Here is a 15,217-nt window from a genome sequence, read left to right as displayed (position 1 = left end):
GTGTAATAAATGCTTAAGGGGACACGGCATGGCCGAGACGAACACGACGAACGCCAGGGGGCACGATGCCGCCAGTCCCTGGGCAATTCCTGCCAAAGGTTGGAAGGACATTGCTCTGCGAGCCTGGAAGGAGGGGGGGCAAGACAATATTAGCCTAGTAGCCTCTGGCGTGGCTTTCTGCGGCGTGCTCGCCATGGTGCCTATGCTGGGCGCCGTCGTGCTGAGCTATGGGCTCGTTGCTACACCTGCTACGGTGATGAAGAACGTCCAGTCGCTGACGTCCGTCATGCCGACAGATGTGAGCAGCCCCCACCGGGTGGTCCGGGTAGATAGTTAGTGCATCGTCGCCTCCGCCGCCATTGCCGGGCGTAGGTGGAGCGAAGCGGAGCCGGAGGCCGGCAATGGCGGGGTCGCTGCTGCTGGCGCCGGAGGTCGATAGCCCAGGCTGCTGTGTGGTCGGACGGTGTTATAGTGACGCCGCCACGCCTCGATCAGCACCCTTGCCTCGGCGAGGCTGTAGAAGATCTCGCCGTTGAGTAGCTCGTCGCGAAGCGAACCGTTGAAGCTCTCGTTATAGCCGTTTTCCCATGGCGAGCCCGGCGCGATGTACAGCGTCTTCACGCCGACTTGGCCGAGCCATTTCTGGACCGCGGTAGCGATGAACTCGCTGCCATTGTCCGACCTGATATGCGCTGGCGGACCTCGCGCGATGAACAGCTCGGCAAGCGCCGCCAGCACGTCTTCGTGTTTCAACTGACGTGCGACGGTCAGCGCCAGGCACTCCCTGCTGGCCTCGTCGATGATCGTGAGGATCCGGAACTTGCGCCCGTCGTGCGTTCGCGCTTCGACAAAGTCGTACGCCCAGACATGCCCCGGATACTCCGGCCGCAGCCGGATGCACGAGCCGTCGTTTAACCACAGCCGGCCACGCTTGGGTTGCTTCTGTGGTACCTTCAGCCCCTCACGCCGCCAGATGCGTTCGACACGCTTATGATTCACCGACCGCCCCGCGGCATGCAGCAGTGCGGTCACCCGGCGGTAACCGTAGCGTCCATACTGCCCGGCCAGCGCAACGATGTCCTCAGTCAGCGCCTGTTCGTCATCTGCCCCACACGGCACCTTGCGCTGCGTCGACCGATGCTGCCCGAGCACGCGACACACCCGTCGCTCGGATACGTCCAGCACCTCTTTCACTTGGTCAATGCAGCGTCGGCGCCGCGCGGGGCTTAGAAGTTTCCCCGTGCCGCCTCCTGCAGGATCAGCTTGTCCAGTGTCAGGTCGGAGATCGCACGCCGCAGCCGCAGGTTCTCCTTCTCCAGATCCTTCATCCGACGAGCCTGATCCGTCTTCAGCCCACCATATTCCTTGCGCCAGCGGTAATAGGTTTGCTCGCTGACCGCGATCCGCCGACACGCCTCGGCGGTCGTCCCGCCCTGGCCCAGGACGATTTCAACTTCACGCAGCTTCCCGATGATCTCTTCCGGCTTGTGCTTTTTCGCAGGCATTCGTCGTCCCTTCCTTGATCCAGACTCTCATAGTCGATGGACCGCTCAGAAGGGGGCAGCTCAGATGCTGCCAAGCTAATCGGCGAACAGCTGGCGAACGTTGTAACGACATCGGACGGTAAGAAGGGGTTCGGCCTTCTGCTTGCGCTCGGCATCGCGTTGTACGGTGCGATGAAAGGCGCAACCGCGCTTATTACATCGCTGAATATCGCCTATGACGAAGAGGAAACGCGGAGCTTTGTTCGGCTGAACCTTATCGCGTTAGCCATCACCGCCGGGGCAGTGCTCATCGCCATCGTCGCTATCATGGCGATAGCCGCGATGGGCAGTCTGGACACACTGTTCCCCTCCGCCTCTGCCATCGTTCTCATAGCGGGAAAGATTGTTTCCTACGTGGTCATGGCCGGTATGGGAGCCGCAGCAGCGGCGACGCTCTACCGCTACGCGCCCAATCGCGATGAGGCGAAGTGGACGTGGCTGACGCCTGGCTCGGTGCTGACGACTGTGTTGTGGCTGGTCGTTACCCTTGGCTTTGGGTTCTACGTGGCAAACTTTGGCAGCTACGACGCGACCTATGGCTCGATGGGAGCCGCGATCGTATTGCTGACCTGGCTCTACTTGTCCGCCTACATTCTACTGCTCGGCGCCGAGTTCAATTGCGAGCTGGAGCGACAGACCACGCAAGACACGACCAGGGGGCCTACCAAATCGCTCGGCGATCGCGGAGCGTACGCAGCCGACACGGTAGCTTCCGGAGCGGAGATAGCGCCGCAGCCAGGACCAGGACCGCAGCCCTCAAATGGTGACAAGGCGGTATCCCAAGCCACACCGTCTACGCCTTCACCTTTGCGTGAGTACGCTGCCGGCCGCATGGTCGTGCGTGCAGCACGCGTAACCGGCCTGGGCAAAGTCGGCATGGTACCGTCCGTCATCGTTACTGGCGGGCTTGTTCTCCTGCGACGCCGTGACAAGGCGCTTATGGGGGCAGGGCTGCTCGTTATCGGGGGAGGGCTTAGTTGGCTATCCGGCCGACCCGTTGGCTCAGGTACGCCCGAACTTCCTGACTAATATGTGCAGACAGCGCATGCCTGCTGATCCAAGGTCCTAGCTCGATCGAAGGGGACCGGACCGATAGGTCCAAGCATCTGTTGGTACCCGTCACAACAAGGAAGCCGACATGTATCTCAATGACCTGCTGCCTGATGGTGGCATCGATGCACTCGCCGCCCAACTAGGCATACCGCGTGAGCAAGCCCAGCGCGGCGCCGAGGCGCTGCTGCCGTCGGTTCTGGGCGGCATGGGGAATAACACGACGCAGTTAGACGCCCATGTGAACACGCTTGGCGGCGCAGACCTTGCTGCGAACGTGTTGGGCAACGAGCCGACGCAGATCGATCGCGGTAATCAGATCCTCGGCGGTATCTTTGGGTCGAAGGACGGCAGTCGTGAGGTCGCCGACAACGCAGCGCAGAGCAGCGGCCTAGCGCCTGAGCTTCTGAAGCAGATGCTGCCGATCCTGGTCATGCTGGTGGCCGGCCATCTGACAGGGCGCTCGGGCGGGCAGCAAGGCGGCCTTGGCGGGATCCTTGGATCTGTACTTGGCAGCCTAGGTGGCGCTGGAGTCGCAGGCGCTGCGCCCGGGGGCGGTCTTGGCGGCGGACTGGGGGGCATTCTTGGTTCGGTCTTCGGCGAGCGGCGATAGAGCCGTCCGGACATAAGACCGTCCTGCTCGATCAAACCGGCGGATTTACGATCCAGGAACATCTCATCGCCACGGGCCTACGGCATGACAATACCATCGACGGCATGACTAGGGAGCGCATGTGATGCGGAAACGAGGAAACAAGCGGGCTGGTCCGGTGGCAATCATCATCTTCGTGCTGATCGTGGCGCTCGTCGTCACGATATGCTGGCTCGCCGCGCAAGGCTTTCAGAAGGAGCCGAATGGACCACCGCGTGGTAGTCAAACGCTACCAGCACAAGCAGCGCAGGGAACCGTCACTGCGACGCCTCCGAACGCTAGTCCTGCTCGCTAGAAATGAGGGCGGTTAAGCCAGCAGTCTGAGGACAGAGGGGACCGCATAGGGTGCGGTCCCCTCCGGATCGGCCGCGTTAGTTGCGCAGGCTGTCTGGAACGATACCGCCGTTATCGGCAAGCTTCTCCATCACTGCCTTGTGAAGGGCAATGTTCTGCTCGGCCGAGCCGTCGGCTGCAGCATGGACATTCAGTTCGCTGGCGAGTTCCTTGCGAGCGGTCAGACTGGAATCCAGGTCCAGCAGCTTCAAAAGATCGACGATCGAGCTCTGGTAGTTGCCCCCGCCATCTTTCATCGATGCCATCTCGCTGAGGACCGCACCGACATCGACGGACTGCTGAGGCGCTGCGGGGGCGGGCTGGGCGGCAGCGGTCGGCGCGGCTTGTGGTGCAGCCTGCGGCGCCGCGGCTGGAGCCTGAGACGGTGCAGCGGCTGGTGCGGCTTTGTGGTGAAAAACCTTGTTCATGATCGTGCTGAAGATGCTCATAACCGTGTCCCGATAAGGCCGGCAGCTGTGCCGGCGGACGGCTAGAACGAACTCGCTTCAGGATCGGTCCGGAGTTCGTTGCTCGTGCGGAACGGTCCTCAGGAGGCACGCGTTGAGCAGGCAGCGGTAATATGCGAGCAGATGGAGAGTATGATGAACTTCAAGACCCTGGCACTGGTGTCGGCAGCGGCCCTGTCATTGGCCGCATGCGGCAAGAAGGCCGACGATACGACCGCCGTCGATAACAGCACCTACGCCAACACGACTGCCACGGACGTGAATGCAGCCGGTTCCAATGATGCCATGGCAGCACCGGCCTCAGGTGCGCAGGCTTTCGTCAACATGGCGGCTGCAAGCGATGCGTTCGAGATCGAGACCTCGAAGCTGGCCGTAACCAACGGCGCATCTGCTGCGGTAAAGAAGTTCGCTGGCCAGATGATCACCGCACATGATGGTTCGACTGCGAAGCTGAAGGCACTGACGGCAACGCTGTCGCCAGCTCTGACGCCCAACCCGGCGCTGAGTGCTGAGCAGCAGCAGAAGCTTGCCGATCTAAAGAGCAAGCAGGGCACTGATTTCGACACCGCATACGCGGCTGCCCAGGTCGCCGGGCATCAGCAGACGCTCGATACGCTCAAGGGATATGCTGCAACCGGCGACGTGCCCCAGCTGAAGACGTTCGCGTCGGGTCTGGCACCCACGGTCGCAGCGCATCTCAACATGGCGAAAGCGCTCAAGTCCTGAGGTAGCGTCCCAGACGATGAAGTATGAAGCCGAGAGGGACAGCAGATGTACCTCTCGGCTTTGCCCGTCCTGACGTCAGGACGGATACAACGAAAAATGCTTCGTGCCGGGTCTCGACGTGACCGATACGCGAGCCCCGGCAGGAAGGTTTCCGCATGAGCAGCCCCGACAATATCGCCGGCTACAAGGATGTCGTGACCGGTAGCCGCGAAGCGCCCGCGGACAATCCAGGTGCGGCTCAGATCCGCTCGGCCTCGGCGCCGGAACTCAAGACGCTGGCCGGCGTGGCCGTTGGCACGCTCGTCATCGCCGCCCTGTATTTCGGTCAGGAGGTGCTCATCCCGATCACCCTGGCGGTGATGCTCTCCTTCGTTCTCTCACCGGTCGTCAACCTGCTGCAGCGTCTGCGTCTCTGGCGTGCGCCCGCCGTGATCCTGACCGTCATAGCGGCCCTGGGTCTCTTGGGCCTGTTCGGCGCGCTCATCGGCAGTCAGGCCGCGTCGCTGACGGTGAACGCGCCGCAATACGCCCGCACGATAGAAGCAAAGGTCCAAGGGGTTCAGGGCTTTGCGGTCGCACGCCTTGCCTCGATCACCAAGGAACTGGGTGGCTCGCGACCAACTGCCCGGCCTCGTGCCGCGCCGGCAACGCTGGCAACACCGCCGGCTGTAACAGCGTCCGACCAGCGCCGCCCTATTCCAGTGGAAGTCGTTCAAGGCAGCACGTCGCCGTTTGCGATAGCGCGTACGGTTCTCGAACCCATCCTGGGCCCGCTGGAGACGACGGTCATCGTCCTCATCGTGGCGATATTCGTCTTGATGCATAAGGAGGATCTGCGCGATCGCTTTATCCGAGTGTTCGGATCGAGCGACCTGCACCGCACGACGCGTGCTATCGATGACGCGGGTCAGCGCCTCAGCAAATATTTCCTTTCCCAGCTGGCTGTGAACACGTGCTTCGGCGTCGTTATAGGCCTTGGTCTATGGCTGATCGGCATACCATCGCCGGCCATGTGGGGCGTGATGGCGGGTCTGCTGCGCTTCGTACCCTATATCGGGCCGTTCCTGGCAGCAGTTGCTCCTGCGGCGCTCGGTGCGGCCGTGGATCCAGGCTGGGGCATGGCGCTGGAAGTCGTAGCTCTCTTCGCGATCATCGAGCCGCTCACCGGTTATGTGGTCGAACCACTGCTCTACGGCCACTCGACAGGCCTTTCGCCTGTGTCGGTGATTGTATCGGCGATCTTCTGGACATGGCTTTGGGGGCCGATCGGGCTCATCATGTCCACACCGCTGACGCTATGTCTGGTGGTCATTGGACGCCACGTGAAGAGCCTGGAGTTCTTCGACGTCATGCTAGGCGACAGACCGGCGCTGACACCTATCGAAAGCTTCTACCAGCGCATTCTGGCCCGGAACCCCGACGAGGCTTTGGCACAGGCGGAGATGCTTCTCGCGGACCGGTCTCTCACGGAATACTATGACGGGGTCGTGCTTGAAGGGTTGAAGCTGGCAGTCGAAGACGAAGCGCACGGGACAATCGACCGCGCTGGTGCGGCGCAGATGACCAAATCGATGATGTCCGTGATCGAGGACCTACAGCCAACGTCAGGGGCAGCACCGTCTGACACCATGGCAAAGGCTCAAACGGTCGCCTGCGTTGCGGGGCACGGTCCGTTCGATGACGCTGTTACTGCTATGCTCACGCAGTTGCTAGGTCAGCAAGGGGTGCAAGCGACACGTATTCCCAATACCGAAGTGTCCCGTGATGCGGTGCAGACGTTGGATCTAACCGGGATCGATGTGATCGCCATTTCCTATCTGGAGATGACCGGTTCGCCAGCGCAGTTGCGTTACCTTGTCCGGCGCTTGCGTGCCCGAGCGCCAAACGCGCGCATTGTTGTCGGGCTATGGCCGCAGGGAGAAGCTACCCTTAGCGATACTGGGATCCAACAGGCCTTGGGTGCGGACCGCTATGTAAGCTCGTTGGCTGATGCGGTCGCAGTGATCGTAGAAACAAGACCTTATTCGAAAGCAGCCTAATCTTCTTGATGCATACATAGTTTACAGGAACCAGTATCGGCGAATTATTCACAAGTATTCTACTATTACCTGCCAACGTATATGCTGAATGAGCATAAATTTACGCGATAGATTTGAAAGAAGGGAAACCATGAACAGCGAAGCGGACTGGATTCATCTCGCCACCCGCATCGTGGAGATAGTTAGGATCGGTATAATAGTCGTAGGTTCGTTTGGTGCCCTAATAGCCTTCCTTATGAAGATGGTGAAGAAAGCTGCGGAACACGATGTGTTGGTATCGAACTTTCGTTCGAGCCTCGGTCAATCAATTCTGCTGGGACTCGAGTTCCTTGTCGCTGCCGATATTATCAATACGGTCGCTGTTGAGCCGACGATCCGAAGCCTGATTGTGCTTGCCGGAATTGTCTTGATCCGCACCTTTCTAAGCTTCTCACTAGAGGTCGAGATCGAAGGACGCTGGCCTTGGCAGAGGAAACAATGACGCCAAGCAAAGTACCTCTACTGATCAAGCAACTCAGTTATTCGGTGCAAGCGCATGATGGATGCGTTCGAAAAAGGTATAACCTGATGGACGTTGCGGTTCTTTGCTGTTCAATCAGGATGTCGAACATCAGTGAACAGGTGTCATTGGCATATCCCATAACGACAGTCGGAAGCGCCGCCTGGATTATACAGGCGATCGAATTCCAGGAATGGCTGGGTGGGGAGCGACCTAAGGCCAGCCGTAGTGCCGTGGCGATCGGCAACGGCGTGAGCCATCACAAGGGATTTTTTCGTTGAAATTATTGGCAAAATATCTGAATGATTTCCGATGGATAGAGTCATTCACCCAGTTGCTATCGCGCATATGCAAGGCTTGCGGGCTGGAAAATCAGCGGGAACGACGCCTTTGGATTGTCCGTGGCCAATAGAAGATTATGCGGCATGCCTTGCATGGTTTGCCGGCTACAGCGTTGGGAATCTAGTCAACTACAATGGAGTTGACTTAGGAGACACGAACAGACGGACATTGGAATGTCTCCCGCCTAACAGATGATAATTTTAGTCGATCTGTCGCTGCCTAGAGTTTATTTGAAAGAAATGCGCGATAGTGGGTCCTCGGGGACAGCGTGATGTTCCCAATCGGTGCCAGTCTTGCAAGCCTACCCGGCAGCGGCCAGCTCGTCTGAAAAATGCTGATAAAACAGACAGGCTGACCGCGTCGTTTGGGCTCCAACCCGAGAGCTGGACACTAGCAGCATTCTGGAGGGAGCATCTGCTAGCTCCTGAAGTATAGATCCACAACAAGCCGAACGATTCACCTTAATCAACATTGCAGTAATAATGTGACAATGGCATTGAAGCGGTGGCTGTCCTGACCCGTAGCAGGTCAGACAAAACCGGTGGGCGTGTAACGGGTGCGGTGGTTCTGTCGCTACTCGGTCTAGTAGCGATCAGCCTAGGCCTGCTTGCCGTGCTCCACCTCACGTGATCCAGTCGTATGAACGTATGAACGTATGAATTCTAACGCTGCCGCCCTTCCCAGTTGGCAACATTCCAAACCGTATGGCTGTACGCACGACATGTCGCGAACGTGCTGAGTTCCGGACGTCACGTATGTCCCTGCCTTTGCGACAGGCCAGCCGTTGGTAGCGGATAAGCATGTCGGCTTTGATTTTTTTAGCAGCTGCTCGTGCATCCTCCTGGCGATCAAGCCACTGCTCGAAACTGGCGAGCTCCATAGGCCGGGCAAAGGAGTATCCCTGGCCCTCGTCGCAACTCATTTGCTTCAGAAGCTCCGCTAACGGATCGATCCGACCAAAGGCGTGCTGAAGCTCGATCTGCGACATGACCATCTTTGCCAGATCGTCCAGCGCCGCCATCTCGGCGGTCGTAGCGGTTCTCGGTTCCGTGCCGAGCACGCACAAGGCCCCCAGGCCTGTGGATCGGCGTGGAAAAAGGGCTCTGACTCAATTTTGATGCAGTTATGAGGTCTGCTGGCGTTGGCTCCAGATGGGATTATCGTCATGCACAAGGCGCTTCACCCCTCGTCTCTCATCCCTGCTGGGTTTGCGATGGTCGCGGCGTCCAGCGATGGCGACCGAACGACCGTTACGGTTCGCAGCATTTCAAAATCGAGCTGTTGTCCCACGTGCGGAACTGACAGTAACCGGGTCCATAGCCGCTATCAGCGTCGTATCGCCGACCTGCCACTAGCTGGGAGATCAGTTCGCCTGATCGCCGAAGTTTGCCGTTTTCGATGTGCAGCGACCCAGTGTGGGCAACAGATCTTTACTGAGCAGTTTCCCACTGGGGTATTGGCGCCTTGGGCGCGGCGTACCGGGCGTCTCGACGTCCTCGTACATCATCTCGGGCTGGCGCTTGGCGGCCGGCCTGCCGCAAGCCTGGCCAAGCGACTGATGCTCCCGGTCAGCAACGACACGTTGCTAAGAGTGGTACGTCGGCGCGGGTGCCCGGTAAGGCCAGCGCCGACGGTCATAGGTATCGATGACTGGGCGTGGCGGCGCAATCATAGATACGGCACGATCATCTGCGATCTGGAGCGGCGAAAGCCAATCAGCCTGCTCCCGGATCGTGAACCGGCAACGGCTCAGGCATGGCTTACCACCCAGCCACAGATCACGGTCGTCGCCCGGGACCGCGGTGGGGCGTATGCGCGGGCTGCCGCAAAGGCTTTGCCGCACGCAGTCCAGGTCGCGGACCGCTGGCACCTGATGGAAAACGCGAGCCATGCATTTCTTGAGGCGGTCCGTCGGTCGATGCGCCAAATCCGCCAATCCGTCGGTGCCATGACCATAAACCCCGCCCTGCTGACAGCGGCGGAGCACCTGCAATATCAGGGATATCTTCACCGTGAGGAGACCATTGCTTCCGTCCTGACGATTGCCAAGGACGGGGCATCTATCAAGGAGATCGTGCGCCGCACCGGACACAGTCGTGGCCTGGTCCGCCGAATTTTGCGTGGCGAACGTAGCGATGTGTTCAGGGTTCGGGAGAGCTCATTGGAAACCTATCTGCCGTGGCTGGATCGAGAGTGGGCAGCGGGATCTCACAATGGTGCTGACCTCTGGCGACGCCTGAGATCACAAGGATTTCGTGGGTCGCTGCGGGTCGTAACCGAATGGGCTAGCCGGCAGCGACAGGCTGAGCGGGTCGATACGGAGTCCCTTCAACGCGTGCCCTCGGCAAGAACTATCGCCAGGTTGATGACGACCGGGCGCGATACCCTGTCGAGGGCAGAAACTGTGACGGTTGCTGCGGTAGAGGCAGGCGTACCGACGCTCGTTGAGGCGCGTACCGTCGTCGACGGATTCCACGAAATGATCCGGCTCAAAACAGAGGGGAATCTCGTTCCCTGGATCGAGCGTGGCCGAGCCAGCCTGGTAGCGTCTTTTGCCAATGGAATTGCACGCGACATCGCCGCGGTTCGAGCCGCCATCATCACCTCGTGGTCAAACGGGCAGACCGAAGGGCAGATCACTAAGCTGAAGTTGGTAAAACGGCAGATGTACGGACGCGGTAAACTGGACCTACTCGAAGCGCGATTGGTCGGCCCCGCATGGCTCTGAGATCATCAAATGTGCGTCAGAGCCTCTTTTGGACGCCGATAGGGGGTCCTTTTTGGACGCCGATTGACACCCCAGGCCGAAGCCGTCCCGTATGGTTAGCGGTGCTCCGGCATAGAATCGCACGCTCTGTGCGGCGAGGATGCTGGTCCGATAGCAATCGTCGGCGAGCAGATCGGGGATGAGAACGGTTTCGGCACTTTCGGCGTCCGCGGATTGGCCCTAACTGTTCGAAGACGAACGTTTTAAGACGCCCAAGATGATCCCGCCGCTATGCTATCAGGTTAGATGGCAAGGTAAGGGTCGCTAGCGCTCCACCACGCGGCTCGATCCGGAAGCGACCGCCCTGGCCGCTCGCCAGCGTCGTCGCTATGCGCAGACCTAGGCTCCTGGTCCCGTCATGCACGAACCCTTCCGGCAACCCGTGTCCGTCGTCATGAACGGTGACCGCCGCGCCTTCGGGATGCATGCCGACCCCAACAGATATCCGCCCTATTCGACCATCGCGAAAGCCATGCTCGATGGCGTTGGCGACAGCCTCAGCGATGACGAGCGCGGTGGGTATGGCCGCATCAGGATGGAGCCGGAGTTCGTTATCGCCTTGCACTTCCAGCACGAGGTCATCGCGGCCGCTTGCTTCGATAACACCCTGGCACAGCTCACCCAGGAAGGGCAGCAGCGGCTGAGCGAGACCGGAGGAATCGTAAATCTGCCGGCTGATGCGTCCGATCAGGGCAAGCCGGCGTGTCGCCTCGTCCAGTGCCGCCTTTCCCTTGGGATCGTCCAGCGTGCGCTTCTGCATGTTGAGCAGCCCGGCTGCGACCTGAAGGTTGTTCGATACACGGTGTTGCAGCTCGCGAAACAGCAGCTCCCGCGTGTCTGCCAGCGACCGGCTCAGTTCGCGCTCGCGGGCGAGCTGCCGGTTGGCAGCCTGCATCCAGTGAACGAGTGCCAGATCCGTTGCGACGACGAACACATAGAAGGCGAGCGCAAAAGCCGTGCCATGCGTCATCTCGAAGCTGTATGTAGGTGGTATGAAGAAGTACCAGGCGAGCAGGCCACATAGGACAGCCGAAACCACGCCCAGCCGCCCCCCGAACAGGAATGATGTGACGATCACTGCTGGGAAGAAAGTGACGTAGGGAAAGCCCGGCGGGAGCAGCGAGGCTGTTACCATCCGCAGCGCCAGCGCCCCGGCGACGATCGCCAACATGACAATCGTGCCGAGAACAGGGCGGTTGCGTGCAACCGGTAGCCGCTCGATCCAGCGTGTTCGTCGTTTCAAAGCGGCAGGTTCATTCATAACGCGGCTGGTACGATCTTTGACGCTTGCCGTCATCGCCCGTCTTTGTCGCCAAACTCCTGAGTTTCGGATGTCTGTAAAGTTGCTAGTTTTGCTACACTAAGTGGCCAAAAGCAGTGTCCGTCGCGTTGCAAAAGGGATCCTTTTTGAGAAGGCCGGCCCCGTCTCGCCCGTTCGGTGAGACTCACCGCGAACTCCGACAATCTCGATCGCCGGCAATACTGTACAACCAACAGGTGATTTCGGACGGCAGCCTCTGGGTCGTCGCAAAACGCCGTGCGCTTAAAAGCGGCCGAACCGTATCCGCCCAATAACGGACTTTAGTCTTTCAGCGGAGTAGCGCCCACCGAGACAAGGTATCGGCCAATCTGCTCCTTGCCCAGCGTGACGGTCACCTCTGCGCCGAAGAAAGGATTGCCATTCGATACTTGATCCGCAGCGATCGTAATCGCGCTGGAAATAGCGCTCTTCCACGCCTCGATATTATCGCGCGATTCCTGCTCCCCTGTCTGAGAGAAGTGTCCATTGATGATTGTGACGGTGTAGGTGGGCATACAAACCGCATATCAGCGGGCGGTAGTCCGATCGACAACATCGATCAGCAAATGCCAAGAGCTTCGATTCGGTAGCGGCAGCTTTCCTTTTCAGAAAGACCCCCTCCTTCGGCACGATCGGCCAATCGTAACGGGCATGGAGCAATATCTTTATTTAATGATCTAGCGCAGAGACTTTTCGAATAAACGCACGGTGCGCCACTGTGAACTTTATCGGTTCAAAATTGTGGATCGGCGCCGATTGGGGCCCCTTTATAACCCATATTTGTCAAGAAATTACAGGAGCTTGTGTTGCCCAGACCGGGGTCGCACTTTCAACGCTGACTCACGGGCTATGGGAAGCAAGTGCCACCCCCGTCATCCCGGGACGCCGCGCTCCTCACGCCAATCCGAGACGTTCAGCGTAGTTCTCCCCAAAGCGCTCACGGTCAATAGCAAGCTTACGTCACGTATGATGTGCGTAAGCCTTAACGTCTTGTTCGCCTGTCAACGGTAAGCCGTAGAGAGGCCGGAGCACTTAGACCTATGTTTGAGCACCTTATGCAGAACTCCGAAGCCGCAATGCTCTCCTCCGGTCAGATCCTGGAATCACTGCAGCACCCGGTTCTGGTCGTCGACGCCAACAATGAAATCACCTACGCCAACGCAACCGCCGCGACCAGCTTTGGTGGCTGGATCGTCGGGCTGACGCTGGCCGATATCTTCGCCGACTATCTACGGTCCACTTCGATCGGCGACGGCCCATCGAGCATGAGGTTGATGACGCGTCAGTCCGAAGCGTACGACGCGCTGTTCAATCCGGTTGGCGGGGGAAACATTTGCGTCAGTTTCTGGCCGGTTGCCATCGCTCCCGTTGAAATGGTGCAGGCTCAGACGGACGACCTGACGGGGCTCGCCTTGCGCAACACCTTTATGGCGACACTCGAGCGCGCATTACCCGGGACAGCCGAGGGTGGCGAGCCGGTCGCGGTGCTCTGCCTCGATCTTGATCGCTTCAAGATGATCAACGACACGCTGGGACACGGCATTGGTGATCAGCTACTTATAAAGGTTGCGGACAGACTGCGCAAGGCGTCACGCAAAGACGATCTCGTCGCCAGGCTTGGAGGCGACGAGTTCGTCATCCTTCAGCGTGGCATCCGCTCGCCACGCGACGCTGAGCTTCTCGCCGAGCGCCTCGTCGACCTTATCGGCCGGACCTACGTGCTCGGTGGGCACACAGTGAACATTGGCATTAGCGTTGGTGTGGGGCTGGGGTCCGGTTCGATGCAGCCCCGCGACCTACTTCGTAACGCCGACTTGGCGCTTTACGAGGCAAAGCGGGCGGGCCGCGGACGCTACCGCTTTTTCGAGCACGGGATGGACACGCTGCTTCAGGAGCGCCGGGAGTTGGAGATCGACTTACGCCGCGCGTTGGCGCTCAAGCAGTTTGAACTTCATTACCAGCCGTTCCTCGATCTCTCGACGGATACCGTAATGGGCTTTGAGGCACTGTTACGCTGGCAGCATCCTGTCCGCGGCAACGTGCCCCCGCTCGACTTCATCGCCGTCGCTGAAGAAAACGGGCTGATCGTAAAGATCGGCGAATGGGTACTTCTGACAGCATGTATGGAGGCTGCATCTTGGCCCGGTGATCTCGTTGTAGCCGTCAACGTTTCGCCGCTACAGTTCAAGGCAGACACGTTGCTCGCGTCCGTGTCACTGGCGCTTGCCAGATCGGGGCTCAAGCCGGAGCGCCTGGAAATCGAGATTACCGAGGGCGCCCTTCTCGCGGACACAGATAACGTGCTAGCGACACTGCACGCGCTACGCGCTCTGGGCGTGAAGATTTCGATGGACGATTTTGGTACCGGCTACTCGTCGCTGAGCTACCTCCAAAAGTTTCCGTTCAACAAGATCAAGATCGATCGCTCGTTCGTTGCCGGCGACGATCCCGACAGCGAAGCCATTCTGAGAGCAGTCTCCAGTCTCGGTACCAGTCTCGGCATGGAGATCACTGCGGAGGGCGTTGAAACCGCCGAGCAACTCAAGCGCATACGTAATCAGAACTGTACCCATGTGCAGGGGTACCTCACTGGACGGCCGATGGCACAGGCTAACGTGCAGTTCTTCCTTACCAACAAATCCGGAGGAGACGGTGATGTCCGCTGAAACCTATCGTTTAGTGTATTACAGTCGTAACCTGACGACCGGCGACGTCGAAACGTTTGCGGCAGAGGTGAATGATATCCTTGCGACGAGCCGCGCCAACAATAAACGGGACGGCATCACCGGCGCGTTGATGTTTAACGCGGGCTGTTTCGCTCAGGTACTCGAAGGGCCCCTCGATGTGGTGGAAGTCGCCTTCGAGCGGATCCAGCAGGACGACCGCCATAGCGAGGTCTCCCTCCTCGCGATGGAGCCTATCACGACTCGAAGTTTTCCGAACTGGGCGATGGGTTTCGTGGGCCTATCCGACCACGATGCGGCCCGTTTCGCAGATGTGGCAACAGCTAGCGACTTTGATCCGTCTCGCTTCAGCGGCGACAAGCTGCATTCGATTCTGCGCGATCTGGCAGTGGAAGAGGAGCGCGCGGCCGCGTAATTGGTCATGCACGGGCTTTCGGTATACCTCGCTCGGACGGGGTGATCGTACTACGTCCTGTTGCGCTCAAGTACGTTGAGCAGATCAATGTTGGCGGCCGCCTCTCGCAAACCACGTTGGGTTCACGCGGTGTCGGAAAACACGATTGTCGTCAGGCGGCAGGTTAAGCGACCGATGCTGCCCCAACCTATGCGTGGCACATGCGACATACCCTGTCGCTTTGGCCGATTGTGCGGAAACCAAAATCTTGAAGTTCTCCGTCACCTATCACGAAGAGGCGGGACGTCGTGCTTAGTGTCAATCCGGGTATAGGCTAAAAAGCACTGTACTGCAGACGGACGTTTCGCACCGGCTCGGATCTCGGGCAGTGGGGTGAGCGCGCGGTATGCCGTTGAAGTC

The 15,217-nt window shown here is 59.4% G+C and carries 15 protein-coding genes; 10 read left to right on the top strand and 5 right to left on the bottom strand.

Annotated elements, in window-relative coordinates; translation table 11 throughout:
• The first annotated feature begins 28 nt into the window (after positions 1-28).
• Entirely contained in the window at positions 29-337 is a 309-nt protein-coding gene (locus AC1MH0_RS19425; RefSeq protein ID WP_480965826.1) for a hypothetical protein, read from the top strand.
• Here AC1MH0_RS19425 and AC1MH0_RS19420 read toward each other — a convergent pair.
• A protein-coding gene (locus AC1MH0_RS19420) for an IS3 family transposase (RefSeq protein ID WP_480965825.1) occupies positions 334-1,505 on the bottom strand; the annotation gives its coding sequence in 2 pieces (ribosomal slippage) (positions 334-1,241 and positions 1,241-1,505; 1,173 coding nt in all). The genes AC1MH0_RS19425 and AC1MH0_RS19420 overlap by 4 nt on opposite strands.
• Positions 1,506-1,541: 36 nt before the next feature.
• Here AC1MH0_RS19420 and AC1MH0_RS19415 point away from each other — a divergent pair.
• Complete coding sequence (locus tag AC1MH0_RS19415; RefSeq protein WP_480965824.1) at positions 1,542-2,573, top strand: YihY/virulence factor BrkB family protein; 1,032 nt, start codon at positions 1,542-1,544, stop codon at positions 2,571-2,573.
• Positions 2,574-2,682: 109 nt separating this feature from the next.
• Complete coding sequence (locus AC1MH0_RS19410) at positions 2,683-3,207, top strand: DUF937 domain-containing protein (protein WP_480965823.1); 525 nt, start codon at positions 2,683-2,685, stop codon at positions 3,205-3,207.
• 410 nt (positions 3,208-3,617) lie between these two features.
• On the opposite strand, the gene AC1MH0_RS19405 is transcribed toward AC1MH0_RS19410, so the two are convergent.
• Positions 3,618-4,028: a DUF3597 family protein gene (locus tag AC1MH0_RS19405; RefSeq protein ID WP_480965822.1), complete on the bottom strand. Its 411-nt coding sequence runs from the start codon at positions 4,026-4,028 to the stop codon at positions 3,618-3,620.
• A 153-nt stretch (positions 4,029-4,181) separates the two neighbouring features.
• Between AC1MH0_RS19405 and AC1MH0_RS19400 the strand changes: the two genes are divergently transcribed.
• From AC1MH0_RS19400 to AC1MH0_RS19385, 4 genes are all read left to right on the top strand, one after another.
• A complete protein-coding gene (locus AC1MH0_RS19400) occupies positions 4,182-4,772 on the top strand; it encodes a DUF4142 domain-containing protein (protein ID WP_480965821.1) in 591 nt (196 codons plus the stop codon).
• 155 nt (positions 4,773-4,927) lie between these two features.
• Positions 4,928-6,811 carry an AI-2E family transporter gene (locus tag AC1MH0_RS19395; protein ID WP_480965820.1) on the top strand — a complete coding sequence of 628 codons (1,884 nt, stop codon included), beginning with the start codon at positions 4,928-4,930 and terminating at the stop codon, positions 6,809-6,811.
• Positions 6,812-6,941: 130 nt separating this feature from the next.
• Entirely contained in the window at positions 6,942-7,292 is a 351-nt protein-coding gene (locus AC1MH0_RS19390; RefSeq protein ID WP_480965819.1) for a DUF1622 domain-containing protein, read from the top strand.
• Positions 7,274-7,591 (top strand): hypothetical protein, encoded by a 318-nt coding sequence (locus AC1MH0_RS19385; protein ID WP_480965818.1) that lies wholly within the window; start codon positions 7,274-7,276, stop codon positions 7,589-7,591. The genes AC1MH0_RS19390 and AC1MH0_RS19385 overlap by 19 nt, the downstream gene beginning before the upstream one ends.
• 683 nt (positions 7,592-8,274) lie before the next feature.
• On the opposite strand, the gene AC1MH0_RS19380 is transcribed toward AC1MH0_RS19385, so the two are convergent.
• Entirely contained in the window at positions 8,275-8,673 is a 399-nt protein-coding gene (locus AC1MH0_RS19380) for a hypothetical protein (protein ID WP_480965817.1), read from the bottom strand.
• A gap of 144 nt (positions 8,674-8,817) precedes the next feature.
• On the opposite strand from AC1MH0_RS19380, the gene AC1MH0_RS19375 reads away from it, so the two are divergent.
• A complete protein-coding gene (locus AC1MH0_RS19375; RefSeq protein ID WP_480965816.1) occupies positions 8,818-10,380 on the top strand; it encodes an ISL3 family transposase in 1,563 nt (520 codons plus the stop codon).
• Between the two features lie 268 nt (positions 10,381-10,648).
• Here the strand turns inward: AC1MH0_RS19375 and AC1MH0_RS19370 are convergent, their stop codons facing one another.
• Both AC1MH0_RS19370 and AC1MH0_RS19365 read right to left on the bottom strand, forming a co-directional pair.
• Entirely contained in the window at positions 10,649-11,680 is a 1,032-nt protein-coding gene (locus tag AC1MH0_RS19370; protein ID WP_480965815.1) for a sensor histidine kinase, read from the bottom strand.
• A 320-nt stretch (positions 11,681-12,000) separates the two neighbouring features.
• Complete coding sequence (locus AC1MH0_RS19365) at positions 12,001-12,234, bottom strand: hypothetical protein (RefSeq protein WP_480965814.1); 234 nt, start codon at positions 12,232-12,234, stop codon at positions 12,001-12,003.
• Between the two features lie 540 nt (positions 12,235-12,774).
• Here AC1MH0_RS19365 and AC1MH0_RS19360 point away from each other — a divergent pair.
• Together AC1MH0_RS19360 and AC1MH0_RS19355 are read left to right on the top strand one after the other, a co-directional pair.
• Complete coding sequence (locus AC1MH0_RS19360; protein WP_480965813.1) at positions 12,775-14,385, top strand: putative bifunctional diguanylate cyclase/phosphodiesterase; 1,611 nt, start codon at positions 12,775-12,777, stop codon at positions 14,383-14,385.
• On the top strand, positions 14,375-14,818 hold the full coding sequence (locus AC1MH0_RS19355; RefSeq protein ID WP_480965812.1) for a BLUF domain-containing protein: 444 nt from the start codon (positions 14,375-14,377) through the stop codon (positions 14,816-14,818). Before AC1MH0_RS19360 ends, AC1MH0_RS19355 begins: the two co-directional genes overlap by 11 nt.
• Positions 14,819-15,217: the final 399 nt, after the last annotated feature.

The sequence above is a fragment of the Sphingomonas sp. AP28 genome (assembly GCF_056680455.1).
The sequence above is the reverse complement of the archived record's forward strand: the minus strand, read 5'-3'. Positions and strand labels throughout refer to the sequence as shown.

Coding starts and splice junctions, on each gene's coding strand:
- AC1MH0_RS19425 (WP_480965826.1), top strand. CDS start 29: ATGGCCGAGACGAACACGACGAACGCCAGGGGGCACGATGCCGCCAGT.
- AC1MH0_RS19415 (WP_480965824.1), top strand. CDS start 1,542: ATGGACCGCTCAGAAGGGGGCAGCTCAGATGCTGCCAAGCTAATCGGC.
- AC1MH0_RS19410 (WP_480965823.1), top strand. CDS start 2,683: ATGTATCTCAATGACCTGCTGCCTGATGGTGGCATCGATGCACTCGCC.
- AC1MH0_RS19405 (WP_480965822.1), bottom strand. CDS start 4,028: ATGAGCATCTTCAGCACGATCATGAACAAGGTTTTTCACCACAAAGCC.
- AC1MH0_RS19400 (WP_480965821.1), top strand. CDS start 4,182: ATGAACTTCAAGACCCTGGCACTGGTGTCGGCAGCGGCCCTGTCATTG.
- AC1MH0_RS19395 (WP_480965820.1), top strand. CDS start 4,928: ATGAGCAGCCCCGACAATATCGCCGGCTACAAGGATGTCGTGACCGGT.
- AC1MH0_RS19390 (WP_480965819.1), top strand. CDS start 6,942: ATGAACAGCGAAGCGGACTGGATTCATCTCGCCACCCGCATCGTGGAG.
- AC1MH0_RS19380 (WP_480965817.1), bottom strand. CDS start 8,673: ATGGCGGCGCTGGACGATCTGGCAAAGATGGTCATGTCGCAGATCGAG.
- AC1MH0_RS19375 (WP_480965816.1), top strand. CDS start 8,818: ATGCACAAGGCGCTTCACCCCTCGTCTCTCATCCCTGCTGGGTTTGCG.
- AC1MH0_RS19370 (WP_480965815.1), bottom strand. CDS start 11,680: ATGAATGAACCTGCCGCTTTGAAACGACGAACACGCTGGATCGAGCGG.
- AC1MH0_RS19365 (WP_480965814.1), bottom strand. CDS start 12,234: ATGCCCACCTACACCGTCACAATCATCAATGGACACTTCTCTCAGACA.
- AC1MH0_RS19360 (WP_480965813.1), top strand. CDS start 12,775: ATGCAGAACTCCGAAGCCGCAATGCTCTCCTCCGGTCAGATCCTGGAA.
- AC1MH0_RS19355 (WP_480965812.1), top strand. CDS start 14,375: ATGTCCGCTGAAACCTATCGTTTAGTGTATTACAGTCGTAACCTGACG.